13 protein-coding genes and 1 tRNA gene are annotated in these 16,603 nt (G+C 64.2%); all 14 read right to left on the reverse strand.

From position 1 onward, the window contains the following. Positions 1-260: GTP-binding protein (locus AC1DGW_RS16590; RefSeq protein ID WP_478024735.1), on the reverse strand; the 260-nt coding region annotated here is incomplete at its 3' end. Between the two features lie 54 nt (positions 261-314). Next, a complete protein-coding gene (fusA, locus tag AC1DGW_RS16595; protein WP_478025120.1) occupies positions 315-2,444 on the reverse strand; it encodes an elongation factor G in 2,130 nt (709 codons plus the stop codon). A gap of 139 nt (positions 2,445-2,583) precedes the next feature. Continuing rightward, entirely contained in the window at positions 2,584-3,051 is a 468-nt protein-coding gene (gene rpsG, locus AC1DGW_RS16600) for a 30S ribosomal protein S7 (RefSeq protein ID WP_055767474.1), read from the reverse strand. 12 nt (positions 3,052-3,063) lie between these two features. After that, positions 3,064-3,438, reverse strand: a complete 375-nt coding sequence (gene rpsL, locus AC1DGW_RS16605) for a 30S ribosomal protein S12 (RefSeq protein WP_004145320.1) — start codon at positions 3,436-3,438, stop codon at positions 3,064-3,066. Positions 3,439-3,696: 258 nt separating this feature from the next. Continuing rightward, the gene (rpoC, locus tag AC1DGW_RS16610; protein WP_478025124.1) at positions 3,697-7,923 is read right to left on the reverse strand and encodes a DNA-directed RNA polymerase subunit beta'; all 4,227 of its coding nucleotides are present in this window, start codon (positions 7,921-7,923) and stop codon (positions 3,697-3,699) included. 90 nt (positions 7,924-8,013) lie between these two features. Next, a complete protein-coding gene (gene rpoB, locus AC1DGW_RS16615; protein WP_478025126.1) occupies positions 8,014-12,207 on the reverse strand; it encodes a DNA-directed RNA polymerase subunit beta in 4,194 nt (1,397 codons plus the stop codon). Between the two features lie 307 nt (positions 12,208-12,514). Further along, entirely contained in the window at positions 12,515-12,883 is a 369-nt protein-coding gene (gene rplL, locus AC1DGW_RS16620; RefSeq protein ID WP_478025128.1) for a 50S ribosomal protein L7/L12, read from the reverse strand. Positions 12,884-12,946: 63 nt separating this feature from the next. Next, positions 12,947-13,480: a 50S ribosomal protein L10 gene (gene rplJ, locus AC1DGW_RS16625; RefSeq protein WP_478025130.1), complete on the reverse strand. Its 534-nt coding sequence runs from the start codon at positions 13,478-13,480 to the stop codon at positions 12,947-12,949. 385 nt (positions 13,481-13,865) lie between these two features. Beyond that, positions 13,866-14,564 carry a 50S ribosomal protein L1 gene (rplA, locus tag AC1DGW_RS16630; protein WP_055767459.1) on the reverse strand — a complete coding sequence of 233 codons (699 nt, stop codon included), beginning with the start codon at positions 14,562-14,564 and terminating at the stop codon, positions 13,866-13,868. Positions 14,565-14,568: 4 nt separating this feature from the next. Continuing rightward, the gene (gene rplK / locus AC1DGW_RS16635; protein WP_478025132.1) at positions 14,569-14,997 is read right to left on the reverse strand and encodes a 50S ribosomal protein L11; all 429 of its coding nucleotides are present in this window, start codon (positions 14,995-14,997) and stop codon (positions 14,569-14,571) included. Between the two features lie 202 nt (positions 14,998-15,199). Further along, the gene (gene nusG / locus AC1DGW_RS16640; RefSeq protein WP_478025135.1) at positions 15,200-15,760 is read right to left on the reverse strand and encodes a transcription termination/antitermination protein NusG; all 561 of its coding nucleotides are present in this window, start codon (positions 15,758-15,760) and stop codon (positions 15,200-15,202) included. A 10-nt stretch (positions 15,761-15,770) separates the two neighbouring features. Further along, complete coding sequence (secE, locus tag AC1DGW_RS16645) at positions 15,771-16,178, reverse strand: preprotein translocase subunit SecE (protein WP_478025137.1); 408 nt, start codon at positions 16,176-16,178, stop codon at positions 15,771-15,773. Positions 16,179-16,228: 50 nt separating this feature from the next. Beyond that, positions 16,229-16,304: transfer RNA gene (locus tag AC1DGW_RS16650), tRNA-Trp, on the reverse strand. Positions 16,305-16,411: 107 nt separating this feature from the next. Next, a partial coding sequence (locus tag AC1DGW_RS16655; RefSeq protein ID WP_478025139.1) for an EF-Tu C-terminal domain-related protein occupies positions 16,412-16,603 on the reverse strand: 192 nt, incomplete at its 5' end.

Below are 16,603 nucleotides of genomic sequence, written 5' to 3' on the forward strand. Positions count from 1 at the left end.
TCGGCGTGGCCCGGGCAGTCAACGTGGGCGTAGTGACGGCTCTCGGATTCGTATTCGACGTGCGCGGTCGAGATCGTGATGCCGCGCGCCTTCTCTTCCGGCGCGGCGTCGATCGAGGAGTAGTCCTTGAACTCGCCACCGAAACGCTCAGCACCGATCTTGGTCAGCGCGGCGGTCAGCGTGGTCTTGCCATGGTCGACGTGGCCGATGGTGCCGACGTTGACGTGCGGCTTGGTACGTTCGAACTTACCCTTGGACATTTTGAGATTCCTTGATTAGCTGAAAGTTGTGTGGAGAACCTGAGCCCCGTGGGCTCAGGCCTTCTTGATGACGGTTTCGGCGATGTTGTTCGGCGCCGGCTCGTAGTGGTCGAATTCCATCGAGAACGTGGCGCGACCCTGGGTCATCGAACGCAGCTGGGTGGCGTAACCGAACATTTCGCCCAGCGGGATCATCGCATTGATGACAACGCCCGAGATGTTGGTATCGGAACCCTGCAGCACGCCGCGACGACGGCTCACGTCGCCCATCACGTCGCCCTGGTAATCCTCCGGGGTCACGATCTCGACCTTCATGATCGGCTCCAGCAGCACCGGCTTGGCTTTGGCGAAGCCCTGCTTGAAGGCCATCGACGAAGCCAGCTTGAACGCCATTTCCGAGGAGTCGACGTCGTGGTATGAACCGAACACCAGCTTCACCTTGACGTCCACGACCGGGAAGCCGGCCAGCGGACCGCTGGTGATGGTTTCGCGCAGGCCCTTCTCGACCGACGGAATGAATTCCTTCGGGATCACGCCGCCGGTGATGTCGTTGATGAACAGGAAGTCGTCCTTGATGTCGGCGCCGTGCTTCTCGCGGTCAGCGGCAGTGATCGGGGACAGCTCGATCACGACGTGACCGTACTGGCCCTTACCACCGGACTGCTTGGCGTGCTTGTAGTCCGACTTCACGTCCGCGGCCTGGATGGTCTCGCGGTACGCGACCTGCGGCTTGCCGACGTTGGCTTCGACGTTGAACTCGCGCTTCAGGCGGTCGACGATGATGTCCAGGTGCAGCTCGCCCATGCCCGAGATGATCGTCTGGCCCGACTCTTCGTCGGTCTTGACGCGGAACGACGGATCTTCCTGCGCCAGACGGCCCAGGGCCATGCCCATCTTTTCCTGGTCGGACTTGGTCTTCGGCTCGACGGCCATCGAGATCACCGGCTCCGGGAACGCCATGCGCTCCAGGACGATCGGGGCGTCGAGGGCGCACAGGGTGTCACCGGTGGTGACGTCCTTCAGGCCCACCGCCGCGGCGATGTCGCCGGCCAGCACTTCCTTGATTTCCTCGCGCTGGTTCGAGTGCATCTGCAGCACGCGACCGATGCGCTCCTTCTTGTTGCGCACCGAGTTCAGCACCTGGTCGCCGGCATTCAGCACGCCCGAGTAGACGCGGAAGAAGGTCAGCGAACCCACGAACGGGTCGGTCATGATCTTGAACGCCAGCGCCGAGAACGGGGCCTTGTCGCTGGACTCGCGCGACATTTCCTTGGTCTCGTCGTCCATGTCGGTGCCCTTGACCGCCGGCACGTCGACCGGCGACGGCAGCAGCTTGACCACGCCGTCGAGCATGGCCTGCACGCCCTTGTTCTTGAACGCCGAACCGCAGAACATCGGGACGATCTCGGTCGCCAGCGTACGGATACGCAGGGCGTTGTAGATCTCGTCCTCGGTCAGCTCCTCGCCGCCCAGGTACTTTTCCATCAGCTCTTCGCTGGCTTCGGCAGCCGACTCGACCATGTAGGCGCGGGCTTCTTCAGCCTGGGCCTGCAGCTCGGCAGGAATGTCGTGCAGTTCGAAGCTCAGGCCCTGGCTGGCGGTATCCCAGTGGATCGCCTTCATCTTCACCAGATCGACCACGCCTTCGAAGTTGTCCTCGGCACCCACCGGGATCTGCATCGGCACCGGCACCGCGCCCAGGCGGGCCTTCAGCTGGTCACGGACCTTGAAGAAGTTGGCGCCGGTACGGTCCATCTTGTTGACGAACGCGATGCGCGGCACGTGGTACTTGTTGGCCTGGCGCCACACGGTCTCGGACTGCGGCTGCACGCCGCCGACGGCGCACAGCACGAACACCGCACCGTCGAGCACGCGCAGCGAGCGCTCCACTTCGATGGTGAAGTCGACGTGCCCGGGGGTGTCGATGATGTTGAAGCGGTGCTCCGGCATGGACTTGTCCATGCCCTTCCAGAACGCGGTGGTGGCAGCGGACTGGATCGTGATGCCACGCTCCTGCTCCTGCTCCATCCAGTCCATGGTGGCGGCGCCATCGTGCACCTCACCCAGCTTGTGGCTCTTGCCGGTATAGAACAGGATGCGCTCGGACGTGGTGGTCTTGCCGGCATCGATGTGGGCCATGATGCCGAAGTTGCGGTAACGCTCGATGGGAGTGGAACGGGCCACGGGGAGCCTCTCAGATTTTTCGGATTTCGGAATGGCCGAATGCCGCCTTTCGGCGGCCTTCGGGTTGACGCGGCGATTCTGTCGCCGCGAGGTGACACCCAGATGGTGTCACCGGCCTGTGTTCACAAGGCCTTCAAACTCACCAGCGGTAGTGCGCGAACGCCTTGTTCGCTTCCGCCATGCGGTGGGTTTCTTCACGCTTCTTGATGGCGCCACCACGGTTTTCCGAGGCGTCCAGCAGCTCGGCGGCCAGCTTGCGCGGCATCGAGTTCTCGCCACGCTTGCGGGCGGATTCGATCAGCCAGCGCATCGCCAGGGCCATCTTGCGCGAGGCGCGCACTTCGACCGGCACCTGGTAGGTGGCGCCGCCGACGCGGCGGGACTTCACTTCGACGGCCGGAGCCACGTTGTCCAGTGCCTTCTGCACCAGCTCGACGGCGTTCGGATTCTTTTCGCCGATCACGTCCATGGCGCCGTAGACGATCTTTTCAGCGATCGACTTCTTGCCGCTCAGCATCACCATGTTGATGAAGCGGGCGATGGTTTCGCTTCCGTGCTTCGGATCGGGCAGGACGGAACGCTGCGGGGTATTACCTTTACGCGACATAGTGCTCTCTCCTTAGGCCTTCGGACGCTTGGCGCCGTACTTGGAACGGGCCTGGCGACGCTTGGCGACGCCGGCGGCGTCGAGCGAGCCACGAACGGTGTGGTAACGCACACCCGGCAGGTCCTTGACGCGACCGCCGCGGATCAGGACCACGGAGTGCTCCTGCAGGTTGTGGCCTTCACCACCGATGTAGGAAATCACTTCTTCCTGGTTGGTCAGGCGGACCTTGGCAACCTTGCGCAGAGCCGAGTTCGGCTTCTTCGGAGTGGTGGTGTAGACACGGGTGCAGACGCCACGGCGCTGCGGGCACTTGTCGAGCGCCGGCGAGGCACTCTTGTAGGTGGTCGCTTGCCGCGGCTTGCGGACCAGCTGGTTGATCGTCGCCATCAGTAGGTTCTTCTGATTGGGGCCGTAAAAACGGCCAAGGATGCGGAAAATGTAAAGCAGGCCCAAAATTCAGGCCTGCCGAGACAGACGATTGTAGCAACCCCTCCAGAACGCGGTCAAATGCGTCCTGTCAAGGCCAGCCCTGATCCCGGGCCGTTACAGGGGGGCCTCCATGTACCCCGTTCAGGTTGAACCGCCGGCCCGCGGACGGACCGGCAATTCTTCAAAGCGCCCGGCCAGACGATGGCCGGACCTACCTCATTCCTCGCCGCCTGCAGCCTGTTCAGCTTCAGTCGACGCGACCTCCGACTCGACCACCGCGGCCGTACCGGCCAGGGTCTCGATCTCCGACTCGGTCAGGCCGGAGGCGCCGCGACGGCGCTTGGTATGGTACGCAAGGCCGGTACCCGCCGGAATCAGGCGGCCGACGATCACGTTTTCCTTCAGGCCGCGCAGGTTGTCGGCAGTGCCGCGCACGGCCGCCTCGGTCAGCACGCGGGTGGTTTCCTGGAACGACGCGGCCGAGATGAACGACTCGGTCGCCAGCGAGGCCTTGGTGATGCCCAGCAGCACCGGCTCGAAGCGGGCCGGCAGCTCGTTGCGGGACGCCAGCCTGGCGTTTTCCTCGATCACGCGCTGGCGCTCGGCCTGCTCGCCATTGAGGAACTTGCTGCCGCCTTGGTCGATGATCTCTACCTTGCGCAGCATCTGGCGCGAGATCACTTCGATGTGCTTGTCGTTGATCTTCACGCCCTGCAGGCGGTACACGTCCTGGATTTCCTTGACCAGGTAGCGCGCCAGCTCTTCCACGCCCTTCAGGCGCAGGATGTCCTGCGGGCTCGGCTCGCCGTCCACCACGGTTTCACCGCGGGTCACGTGTTCGCCTTCGAACACGATGATCTGGCGGTACTTCGGAATCAGCTCTTCGTGCTCGGAACCATCGGTGTCCTTGATGATCAGGCGCTGCTTGCCCTTGGTGTCCTTGCCGAAGCTGATGATGCCCGAACGCTCGGCCAGGATCGCCGGATCCTTCGGCTTGCGCGCTTCGAACAGGTCGGCCACGCGCGGCAGACCGCCGGTGATGTCGCGGGTCTTCGACGCTTCCTGCGGGATCTTGGCGACCACGTCGCCCACGCCCACCGGGGCGCCGTCCTGCAGGTTGACGATCGAACGCGGCGGCAGCAGGTACTGCGCCGGCAGGTCGGTACCCGGGATGGTCAGGTCGTTGCCCTTGCCATCAACGATGCGGACCAGCGGACGCAGATCCTTGGCCTGCGAGCCGCGACGCTTCGGATCGGTGATTTCGCGCGAAGCCAGGCCGGTCAGTTCGTCGGTCTTCTCGATGACGGTGATGCCGTCGACGAAGTCGATGAAGCGGATGAAACCGGCCACTTCCGACACGATCGGGTGGTTATGCGGATCCCAGTTGGCCACGGTCTGGCCAGCCTTGATCTCGGCGCCGTCCTTGACGGTGATGGTGGCACCGTACGGCAGCTTGTAGCGCTCGCGCTCGCGGCCGTGGGCGTCGAGCACCGACACTTCGCCCGAACGCGACACCGCCACCAGCGAACCATTGGCGTGGTCGACGTGCTTGAGGTTGTTGAACTTGACCGAACCGGTGGTCTTGACGGTGATGTTGTCCACCGCCGCCGCACGCGACGCCGCGCCACCGATGTGGAACGTACGCATGGTCAGCTGGGTACCCGGCTCGCCGATCGACTGCGCGGCGATGACGCCGACCGCTTCGCCGATGTTGACGATGTGGCCACGGGCCAGGTCGCGGCCGTAGCAGCGGCCGCAGACGCCGAAGGCCGATTCGCAGGTGATCGTCGAGCGCACCTTGATCGACTGCACGCCAGCTTCTTCCAGCTTGTTCACCCACTGCTCGTCCAGCAGCGTGTTGCGGGTGACGATCGGATCCTCGTCGTTGCCCGGCAGGAACACGTCCTCGGCCACGACGCGGCCCAGCACGCGGTCCTTCAGCGGCTCGACCACGTCGCCGCCTTCCACGATCGGGATCATGGTCAGGCCTTCGCCGGTGCCGCAATCGACCTCGGTGATCACGACGTCCTGCGCCACGTCGACCAGGCGGCGGGTCAGGTAACCGGAGTTCGCGGTCTTCAGCGCGGTATCGGCCAGACCCTTGCGGGCACCGTGGGTGGAGTTGAAGTACTCCTGCACGTTCAGGCCTTCGCGGAAGTTCGCCTTGATGGGCGTCTCGATGATCGAGCCATCCGGGCGGGCCATCAGGCCGCGCATGCCGGCCAGCTGGCGGATCTGCGCCTGCGAACCACGGGCGCCGGAGTCGGCCATGATGTACAGCGAGTTCATCGACTTCTGGTCGACGGTCTTGCCCTCGGCGTCCTCGACCTTCTCGGTACCGATGGTTTCCATCATCGCCTTGGCGATGCGCTCGTTGGTGCGCGACCAGATGTCGACCACCTTGTTGTAGCGCTCGCCGGCGGTGACCAGGCCCGACTGGTACTGCTCCTGGATCTCCAGCACTTCCTGCTCGGCTTCGCCCAGGATGCCCTTCTTCTCGTCCGGGATCAGCATGTCGTCGATGCCGATCGACACGCCGGCGCGGGTCGCGTAGGCATAGCCGGTGTACATCAGCTTGTCGGCGAACACCACCGTGTCCTTCAGGCCAAGCAGACGGTAGCTCTGGTTGATCAGGCGCGAGATGTTCTTCTTGGTCATCTCGGTGTTGCACAGCTCGAACGGCAGGCCCTCGGGCATGATCTCGCTCAGCAGCGCACGGCCGACGGTCGTGTCCTGGATCGAGGCCTTGCTGACCTTGTTGCCCTGTTCGTCGCGCTCGACCTGGGTGATGCGCACCTTGACCTTGGCATGCAGCTCGACCACGCGGTTGTCGTAGGCGCGCTTCACTTCATTGGTGTTGGCGAACACCATGCCCTCGCCCTTCTTGTTGATCAGGGCGCGGCTGAGGTAGTACAGGCCCAACACCACGTCCTGCGACGGCACGATGATCGGCTCGCCGTTGGCCGGCGACAGGATGTTGTTGGTGGACATCATCAGCGCACGCGCTTCCAGCTGGGCTTCCAGCGAGAGCGGCACGTGGACGGCCATCTGGTCACCGTCGAAGTCGGCGTTGAACGCGGTGCAGACCAGCGGGTGCAGCTGGATGGCCTTGCCTTCGATCAGCAGCGGTTCGAACGCCTGGATGCCGAGGCGGTGCAGGGTCGGTGCGCGGTTCAGCAGCACCGGATGCTCGCGGATGACTTCTTCCAGGATGTCCCAGACCTCGCCTTCCTCGCGCTCGACCAGCTTCTTGGCGGCCTTGATGGTGGTGGCCAGGCCACGACGCTGCAGCTTGGCGAACACGAACGGCTTGAACAGCTCCAGCGCCATCTTCTTCGGCAGGCCGCACTGGTGCAGCTTCAGGTACGGACCGACGGTGATCACCGAACGGCCGGAGTAGTCCACGCGCTTGCCGAGCAGGTTCTGGCGGAAGCGGCCCTGCTTGCCCTTGATCATGTCGGCCAGCGACTTGAGCGGGCGCTTGTTGGTGCCGGTGATGGCACGGCCGCGGCGGCCGTTGTCCAGCAGGGCGTCGACCGATTCCTGCAGCATGCGCTTTTCGTTGCGCACGATGATGTCCGGAGCGTTGAGCTCCAGCAGGCGGCGCAGGCGGTTGTTGCGGTTGATGACGCGGCGGTACAGGTCGTTCAGGTCGGAGGTCGCGAAGCGGCCGCCGTCCAGCGGCACCAGCGGACGCAGGTCCGGCGGCAGCACCGGCAGCACGGTCATGACCATCCACTCCGGGCGGTTGCCCGATTCCAGGAAGGCTTCGACCAGCTTGATGCGCTTGGTCAGGCGCTTGAGCTTGGTTTCCGAACCGGTGGAGGCGATTTCCTCGCGCAGCTTCACCATTTCGGCCTGCAGGTCGATGGTGCGCAGCAGCTCGTACACGGCCTCGGCGCCCATGGCGGCGTCGAAGTCATCACCGTGCTCCTGGCGGGCCTGCAGGTACTGTTCTTCGGTCAGCAGCTGGCGGCGCTCCAGGGCGGTCAGGCCCGGCTCGGTCACCACGTAGGCTTCGAAGTACAGCACGCGCTCGATGTCGCGCAGGGTCATGTCCAGCATCAGGCCGATGCGCGAGGGCAGCGACTTGAGGAACCAGATGTGGGCGACCGGCGAGGCCAGGTCGATGTGGCCCATGCGCTCGCGGCGAACCTTGGCCAGGGTCACTTCGGTGCCGCACTTCTCGCACACGACGCCGCGGTGCTTCATGCGCTTGTACTTGCCGCACAGGCACTCGTAGTCCTTCACCGGCCCGAAGATGGCGGCGCAGAACAGGCCGTCGCGTTCCGGCTTGAAGGTGCGGTAATTGATGGTTTCCGGCTTCTTCACCTCGCCGAAGGACCAGGAACGGATCAGGTCCGGCGAAGCCAGGCCGATCTTGATCGCGTCGAAGTCCAGCGTCTGGCGCTGCTGGTTGAAGAGATTGAGCAGGTCTTTCATGGTGTTCTCCGAAAGGAGGAATGCTGTGTCGATGGGCTGTCAGGGCGCTGCCGGCGGCGCCGCCGCATCACTGCGGCGGCGCCTGCGCGATCAGTTGTCTTCCAGTTCCATGTTGATGGCCAGGGAGCGGATTTCCTTCACCAGCACGTTGAAGGATTCCGGCATGCCCGCGACCATCTCGTGCTCGCCGTCGACGATGTTCTTGTACATCTGGTTGCGGCCCTGCACGTCGTCGGACTTCACCGTCAGCATTTCCTGCAGGGTGTAGGCCGCGCCGTAGGCTTCCAGCGCCCAGACTTCCATTTCACCGAAGCGCTGGCCGCCGAACTGCGCCTTGCCGCCCAGCGGCTGCTGGGTGACGAGCGAGTACGGGCCGGTCGAACGGGCGTGCATCTTGTCGTCGACCAGGTGGTTCAGCTTCAGGTAGTGCATGTAGCCGACGGTGGTCTTGCGGTCGAACGCCTCGCCGGTGCGGCCGTCGTACAGCTGCATCTGCGTCTTGCTGCCATTGAAGCCCAGCTGCTCGGTGTCCTTGTCGCCGTCCGGGTACGCCAGGTTCAGCATCTCGCGGATCTCGTCCTCGTGCGCACCGTCGAACACCGGGGTGGCCATCGGCACGCCGTCGGTCAGGTTCCTGGCCAGCGCCACCAGTTCGGCGTCGCTGAACTGCGACAGGTCGACGCGATCGCCGGCCAGCTTGGTGTCGTGGTTGTAGATCTTGCCGAGGAACTCGCGCAGCTCGCTCACCGCACGCTGCTGCTCCAGCATCTTCTGGATGCGCTTGCCCAGGCCCTTGGCGGCCCAGCCCAGGTGCACCTCGAGGATCTGGCCGATGTTCATGCGCGACGGCACGCCCAGCGGATTCAGGCAGATGTCCACCGAGGTACCGTCGGCCATGTACGGCATGTCCTCGACCGGCACCACGTTGGAGACGACGCCCTTGTTGCCGTGACGACCGGCCATCTTGTCGCCCGGCTGGATGCGGCGCTTCACGGCCAGGAACACCTTGACCATCTTCAGCACGCCCGGGGCCAGATCGTCGCCCTGGGTGATCTTGCCGCGCTTGTCGGCGAAGCGGCGCTCGAATTCCTTCTCGTGCGCCTGGATCTGCTTCTGCGCGCGCTCGATGGCTTCCGAGGCGTCCTCGTCCTTCATGCGCAGGGTGAACCAGTCGGCCTTCTTCAGGCCGTCCAGGAAGGCGTCGGTGATGGTGTCGCCCTTCTTCAGGCCGGCACCGCCGTTGGCCACCTTGCCGACGATCTGCGAGCGCAGGCGCGCGTAGATCGCCGCTTCCAGGATGCGGAACTGGTCATCGAAGTCCTTCTTGACGCGCTTGATCTCGTTCTCTTCGATCTGGCGCGCGCGCTTGTCCTTCTCGATGCCGTCGCGGGTGAAGACCTGCACGTCGATGACGGTGCCGTCCATGCCCGGCGGAACGCGCAGCGAGCTGTCCTTAACGTCCGAGGCCTTCTCGCCGAAGATCGCACGCAGCAGCTTCTCTTCCGGGGTCAGCTGGCTTTCGCCCTTCGGCGTGACCTTGCCGACCATGATGTCGCCGGCGCGGACTTCCGCACCGATGTACACCACGCCGCTCTCGTCCAGGCGGTTCAGCGCCTGCTCGGAGACGTTCGGGATATCGGCCGAGATCTCCTCCGGCCCCAGCTTGGTGTCGCGCGCGACGCAGGTCAGCTCTTCGATGTGGATCGTGGTGTAGCGATCCTCTTCCACCACGCGCTCGGAGAGCAGGATGGAGTCTTCGAAGTTGTAGCCGTTCCACGGCATGAACGCGATCAGCATGTTCTGGCCCAGGGCCAGCTCGCCGATGTCGGTGGACGGGCCGTCGGCCAGCACGTCGCCACGCGCGATCACGTCACCCACGTTCACCAGCGGACGCTGGTTGATGCAGGTGTTCTGGTTCGAACGGGTGTACTTGATCAGGTTGTAGATGTCGACGCCGGCATCGGCGGCATCGGTGATCTCGTTCTCGTTGACCTTGACCACGATGCGGCCAGCGTCGATCTGCACGATGTCACCGCCACGACGGGCGTTCACAGTCACGCCCGAGTCGCGCGCCACGGCGCGCTCGATGCCCGTACCCACCAGCGGCTTCTGCGCGCGCAGGGTCGGCACGGCCTGGCGCTGCATGTTCGCGCCCATCAGTGCGCGGTTGGCGTCGTCGTGCTCCAGGAACGGCACCAGCGCCGCGGCGACCGACACGGTCTGCATCGGCGAGACGTCCATGAAGTGCACTTCCGCCGGCGGCTTCAGCAGCGATTCGCCCTGGTAGCGGCACGGCACGAACTGCTCGGTGAGCATGTTCTTGGCATCGGTCAGGGCGTTGGCCTGGGCGATGACGTACTCGTTCTCTTCGATCGCCGACAGGTACTCGACGTCGTCGGTGACCTTGCCGTCCACGACCTTGCGGTACGGGGTCTCGAGGAAACCGTACTGGTTGGTGCGGGCGAACACGGCCAGCGAGTTGATCAGGCCGATGTTCGGGCCTTCCGGCGTTTCGATGGTGCAGACGCGGCCGTAGTGGGTCGGGTGCACGTCGCGCACTTCGAAGCCGGCGCGCTCGCGGGTCAGGCCGCCCGGGCCCAGTGCCGAGACGCGACGCTTGTGCGTCACTTCCGACAGCGGGTTGTTCTGGTCCATGAACTGCGACAGCTGCGAGGAACCGAAGAATTCCTTGATGGCGGCCGCGACCGGCTTGGCGTTGATCAGCTCCTGCGGGGTCAGGCCTTCGGACTCGGCCATCGACAGGCGCTCCTTGACCGCGCGCTCGACGCGGACCAGGCCCACGCGGAACACGTTCTCGGCCATTTCGCCGACCGACCGCACGCGGCGGTTGCCGAGGTGGTCGATGTCGTCCACCACGCCACGGCCGTTGCGGATCTCGGTCAGCACCTTGATCACGTCGAGGATGTCCGAACCCTCGCCATGCGCGGCGACCAGGCGCTTGGACTCTTCGTCATTGCGCTCGCCGAAATACTTCTGGTCGTACAGCACGGCTTCGCCGGTGACTTCCTTGCGGCCGACACGGCGGTTGAACTTCATGCGGCCGACCGTGGACAGGTCGTAGCGCTCGAAGGTGAAGAACAGGTTGTGGAACAGGTTCTGCGCGGCGTCCTTGGTCGGCGGCTCGCCCGGACGCATCATGCGGTAGATCTCGACCAGGGCCTCGAGCTGGGTCTTGGTCGGATCGATGCGCAGGGTGTTGGACAGGTACGGACCGCGGTCCAGATCGTTCACCCACAAGGTGCCGATCGCGTCCACGCCGGCCTTGCGGAAGCTCTGCAGCTGTTCGTCGGTGATTTCGTCGTTGGCCTGGGCCAGCAGTTCGCCGGTGTTGGCATCGACCACGTCGTGCGACAGGATGCGGCCGACCAGGTAGTCGTCCGGCACGGCCAGCGCGGCGATGCCCGAGGCCTGCAGTTGCTTGACGTGGCGCGCGGTGATGCGCTTGCCGGCCTCCACGATGACCTTGTCGCCATCGGCCAGGTCGAAGCCCAGGGTTTCACCGCGCAGGCGTTCGGCCACCAACTCCAGCTGCACGCCCTCGCCTTCCGGCAGGATGTGGAAGGTGTTGATGTCGAAGAACTCGTTGAGCATTTCTTCGTTGTTGTAGCCGAGAGCGCGCAGCAGGATCGACACCGGCAGCTTGCGGCGGCGGTCGATACGGGTGAACAGCGCATCCTTCGGGTCGAACTCGAAGTCCAGCCAGGAGCCGCGGTAGGGAATGATGCGGGCGCTGTACAGCAGCTTGCCCGAGCTGTGGGTCTTGCCGCGGTCGTGGTCGAAGAACACGCCCGGCGAACGGTGCAGCTGCGACACGATGACGCGCTCGGTACCGTTGACGATGAAAGTGCCGTTGTCGGTCATCAGCGGGATCTCGCCGAGGTAGACCTCCTGCTCCTTCACGTACTTGATCGCCTTGGTGGACGATTCCTTGTCGTAGATGACCAGACGCACGGTCACGCGCAGCGGCGCGCCGTAGCTCATGCCGCGCTGGCGGCACTCACGCTCGTCGAACACCGGCTCACCCAGCTTGTAGCCCACGTATTCGAGGGCGGCGTTGCCGCTGTAGCTGGAAATCGGGAACACCGACTTCAGCGCGGCGTGCAGGCCATGGTCGGAGCGCTTGCCCGGATCAGTGTTTTCCTGCAGGAACTCGCGGTACGAGTCGACCTGGATGGCGAGCAGGAACGGCACCTCGAGGATCGAGCGCTGCTTGCCGAAATCCTTGCGGATGCGCTTTTTTTCGGTGTACGAATAGGACGTCATGGGATCTTCCACCTTGTTGTGCGGGCCGTGCGTCCACGACCCGGAAGGGAACTTTTAAATTGTCAGTTGGAAGTCGCTGGTATTGCCGGCACCAGCACGCCTTCTCCCGCTACTTCCAACTGCCAACTCGTCTGCCTGCCCCCTGCCCACCGCGCGATGCGCCGGCCGGCCAGGGTTGGAACGCAGCCCGTGCTGGGCTTTTCACCGCACCGGGCATGCCCGGCTCTACAACGACCAAAGGCCGGGGGCTTTAGGCCCCCAGCCTTGGCTGCATCGCCGTGAATCGATGGCGACGCAAGGGAACTGCTTACTTCAGCTCGACGGTGGCGCCGGCGGCTTCCAGTTCCTTCTTGAACTTCTCGGCGTCTTCCTTCGAAGCGCCTTCCTTCACGACGCCACCGGCCTCGGCCAGATCCTTCGCTTCCTTCAGGCCCAGGCCGGTGATGGCGCGGACGGCCTTGATCACTTCGACCTTCTTGGCGCCGGCATCCTTCAGGATGACGTTGAACTCGGTCTGCTCTTCGACGGCAGCGGCCGGGCCGGCAGCAGCAGCGACCATGACCGGGGCAGCGGCGGAAACGCCGAACTTGTCTTCGATGGCCTTGACCAGCTCCATCACTTCCATCAGGGACTTCTCGGCGATGGCGTCGACGATCTGTTCGTTGGTAAGGGACATTTTGATTACCTTTGGAAAATATTCTGGGTTGAGGTTCTATTCAGAACCACGGAAACGTCGAACTCAGGCGGTTTCAGCGACCGGCTCGGCAGCTTCGACAGCCGCACCACCGTTCTGCTTCTCACCAACAGCCTTGACGGCGCGCGCGAACATGGTGACCGGCTCGGTCAGGACGCGGGCCAGCATGGCCAGGGCCTGATCACGGGTCGGCAGCGATGCCAGCACTTCGACGTGGCTCGGCGGGTAGACTTCGCCACCCACGGCCACGATCTTCGCCTGCAGCTTGTCATTGCCCTTGGCGGCATCCTTGATCAGGCGACCGGCGGCGCCGGGCTCCTCGAGCGAAAACGCATACAGCAGCGGACCGACCATCTGGTCCTTAGCGACTGCGAAATCGGTGCCTTCGACGGCGCGCGCGGCCAGCGTGTTCTTGACAACCTTCAAGAAAACACCGGTTTCGCGGGCCTGCTTGCGCATCGCGGTCATCTGGGCGACCGTGGTGCCAGCGTATTCGGCTGCGATCAAGGAGTGGGCCTTGGCGGCGACGTCTGCCAGTTCGGCGACTACTTCTTGCTTCTGGGACAGATTGAGAGCCATTGCACTCCTCCAATTGAACTCCGCTTACGGCTCCTGCCGTTTGCGGTCCTGTGCGGCATCCATCCTGGACGCCGGGAGCATCGGGGTGACGCTCCGGTGGTGGCCATTCCAGACCTGGAGTGTGCTGGCCCGGAAAATCCCAGACCTGCGTGAACCAGAAAAACTCCAGAAGGGCGGCACCATCTACGCAGGGTGATTCCCGGGGAATCGATTAAGCGATCCCGCTATGCCGGCGGCGACTCCTTGCCAGATCGAGCTTCCGTGCCCGTCGCCGGTATGCGCTGACCGCGCCTGCGGTCTTTGACGGCTACCGGGCCGGACGAGCCGGCTCGGCGCCTTCAAAATGACGGACACGGCACCAGGGTGCCGCGCCCGCTTGAAACGATTACTTCAGGGTCAGCGACGACTGGTCGACGGTGACACCCGGGCCCATCGTCGAGCTGACCGAAACCTTCTGCAGGTAGGTGCCCTTCGAGGTGGCCGGCTTGGCCTTGATCAGGTCCAGCAGCAGCGCCTGCAGGTTCGACTGCAGCGCGGCGTTGTCGAAGCTGGCCTTGCCGATGGTGCAGTGGATGATGCCGGCCTTGTCGGTGCGGTAGCGCACCTGACCCGACTTGGCATTCTTCACGGCTTCGCCCGGGTTCGGGGAAACGGTGCCGACCTTCGGGTTCGGCATCAGGCCGCGCGGGCCCAGCACGGTGCCCAGCTTGCCGACGACGCGCATGGCGTCCGGGGTCGCGATGACGACGTCGTAGTTCAGGTCGCCGGCCTGCATCTTCTCGGCCAGGTCGTCCATGCCGACGGCTTCGGCGCCAGCGGCCAGGGCTTCGTCAGCCTTGGCACCGGCCGGGGCGAACACGGCGACGCGGACCGACTTGCCGGTACCGGCCGGCAGCACGGTCGAACCGCGCACCTGCTGGTCGGACTTCTTCGCATCCACGCCCAGGCGCACGGCAACGTCGATCGACTCGACGAACTTGGCTTTGGCAACGGTCTTCAGGATGTTGATCGCGTCCTCGAAGGCATAGGTCTTGCCCGGGACGACGGCGGCCTTGATGGCCTTCTCACGCTTGGTCTGTGCCATCAGATTAACCCTCCACCACAAGGCCCATGGAACGGGCCGAGCCCGCGATCGTACGCACGGCGGCGTCCAGGTCGGCAGCCGTCAGATCCGGCTCCTTCGCCTTGCAGATTTCTTCCAGCTGCTTGCGGGTGACCTTGCCCACCTTGTCGGTGTTCGGGCGCTTGGAGCCCGAGGTGATGCCCGCCGCCTTCTTGAGCAGCACGGTGGCCGGGGTGCTCTTGGTGATGAAGGTGAAGGTACGGTCCGAATAGGCCGTGATGATCACCGGCACCGGGATACCCGGCTCCTGCTTCTGCGTGGCAGCATTGAACGCCTTGCAGAATTCCATGATGTTCAGGCCGCGCTGACCCAGCGCAGGACCGACCGGCGGCGAGGGGTTGGCCTGACCGGCCTTCACCTGCAGCTTGATGTAACCGACAACTTTCTTTGCCATTTGAGTGCTCTCCGGGTGCTAGCGCCTTGCGACAACAGGCTCCCCATCGGACCGGGAATCACGCGTCCCGGCATCGCGTTTTGAAATCTTGGAATCGCACCAAAGGCCACCTCTCGGCAGCCTTTGGTTTCAGCCCCCTTGCAGGGAGCCGGCAATTCTAGCAGTTTTTCCAGCGCCAACCTGAACGGGCTGGCGACAAAAATCAGACCGCCTTCTCGACCTGACCGAACTCGAGCTCGACCGGAGTAGCGCGACCGAAGATCAGCACCGACACGCGCAGACGGCTCTTTTCGTAGTTGACTTCCTCGACCACGCCGTTGAAGTCGTTGAACGGGCCATCGATGACGCGGACCATCTGGCCCGGCTCGAACAGCACCTTCGGACGCGGCTTCTCGACACCCTCCTGGACGCGATCCAAGATCGCGGAGGCTTCGTCGTCGCGGATCGGCAGGGGACGGTCGGCGGTGCCGCCGATGAAACCCATCACCTTCGGGGTTTCCTTGACCAGGTGCCAGCTTTCGTTGTCGATGCGCGGAATGCCGGCTTCTTCGTGGGTCTCGATCTGGACCAGCACGTAACCCGGAAAGAACTTGCGCTCGGAACGGCGCTTCTGGCCGGAACGCATTTCCACCACTTCCTCGGTCGGAACCAGGACGTCGCCGAAACGCTCCTCCATGCCCTCGCGGGCGATGCGGTCACGCAGGGCCTGGGCGACCGACTTCTCGAAGCCCGAATAGGCGTGGACGACGTACCAACGTTTCACTGTTATCTCCTCAACGCCCCAGGAACCACTGGGTCAACTTCTGGATCGCGAAGTCGAAACCACCCAGCAACAGGCTCAGCACGATCACCACCACGATCACCACCCAGGTCATGCGGATGGCCTCCTGACGGGTCGGCCACACGACCTTGCGCAGTTCGAAACGGGATTCGGAAAGGAATTCGCGGACCTGATGGCCCTTGGCGGTGAACATGAACAATGCGCCGCCGGCAACCAGGCCAACGACCACGGCCAGTGCACGCAACTGACCCGCCCACGTACCCAGCTGGGCCGAACGCGCCGGAGTGGAGAACCAGAACCAGACGAACAAGCCCGCCAGCACCAGCAAAGCGGCGCCAACGTACTTGACCATATCGCCACCGGAGGCGGCGCTCTTGGAATGCTCGATCTTGCTGTTCATCCGACTCTTGTTGCGGGCGCGACCAAGGTCACTGGATAGAGTGTGGCAAGTGGCACGCCAGGAGGGACTCGAACCCCCAACCTGCGGTTTTGGAGACCGCTGCTCTGCCAATTGAGCTACTGGCGTATGACTTGGCTTGTTTCACGTCCCTTAGACGGCGAAGGCGGACCGAGGTTCCCGGCCCGCCATTCGCGTACCAGCGGCAGACTCAACTACCGCCGGATACTGCAGGCTTACTTGGTGATCTTGGCGACCACGCCGGCGCCGACGGTACGACCGCCTTCGCGGATCGCGAAGCGCAGGCCTTCGTCCATCGCCACCGGGTTGATCAGCGTGACCGACATCTTCACGTTGTCGCCCGGCATCACCATCTCGACGCCTTCCGGCAGCTGCACGGCGCCGGTGATGTCGGTGGTGCGGAAGTA

The organism is Stenotrophomonas sp. 05N423, from assembly GCF_056397145.1.